The sequence below is a fragment of the Rhizobium sp. 18055 genome (assembly GCF_902706285.1).
In the GTDB taxonomy this organism is placed as follows: Bacteria; Pseudomonadota; Alphaproteobacteria; order Rhizobiales; family Rhizobiaceae; genus Rhizobium.
In genome coordinates, this window is sequence record NZ_CACSKD010000091.1 from 1 (window position 1) to 645 (window position 645).

Annotated in this window: 2 protein-coding genes; both read right to left on the reverse strand. The window is 71.0% G+C overall.

What is annotated here, in order from left to right; genetic code table 11:
* Window positions 1-515, reverse strand: a 515-nt coding sequence (locus GVL52_RS31575; protein WP_200847937.1) for a sensor histidine kinase N-terminal domain-containing protein, incomplete at its 3' end; no start/stop codon positions are given.
* Window positions 516-531: 16 nt separating this feature from the next.
* Window positions 532-645 (reverse strand): helix-turn-helix domain-containing protein, encoded by a 114-nt coding sequence (locus GVL52_RS31580; RefSeq protein WP_368735333.1) that lies wholly within the window; start codon window positions 643-645, stop codon window positions 532-534.

A 645-nucleotide genomic window follows, 5' to 3' on the forward strand; every position in this document is an offset into this window, starting at 1 on the left:
CCCTTGATGATTTCGGTGGCCAGCACGCTGCGCTTCTCGCGCGTCTCGGCCACCTGCACCAGCGCCGCGGGCGCCCCCGGCATCGGCAGCCGCACCCAGATCGCCGCCACGCGGATCTCGATCCCCCGCAGTTCGGCGTCGCGCAGGCGCACCAGCCCCGACAGCGGCCGATCGTCTTCCGGCGACTGCGGCCGCGGCAGATCGCGCTCGCCCGACAGGTACTCGCCCTGGGGCCCGAGCACCTGGTAGTAGACGATGTCGGACTCGTCCGCGCGCAGGATCTCGCCCGCGGGCTGGGGCAGGTTGAACTGTGCCCGGCCGTCCTGCACGGTCACCAGCTGCGCCAGCGCGTGGGCGTTGTACTCCAGCGCCCGGTCGAACGGCTTGTTGGCCAGCCCCTGGGCGACCAGCCAGGTGAGCGCCAGGCTCACGGGCCACAGCAGCAGCAGCGGCGTGAGCATCCAGTCGAGGATTTCCCCGAAGAGCGAGCGCTGCTCGCGCTGGAAGATCTTCACGGCCGCCCTCCGTGCATCACGCGCCCTGCGCCGCCACCTTCTCCAGGCAATACCCCAGGCCGCGCACGGTGGCGATGCGGATCGGGCCGCGCTCGATCTTCTTGCGCAGGCGGTGGATGTAGACCTCGAT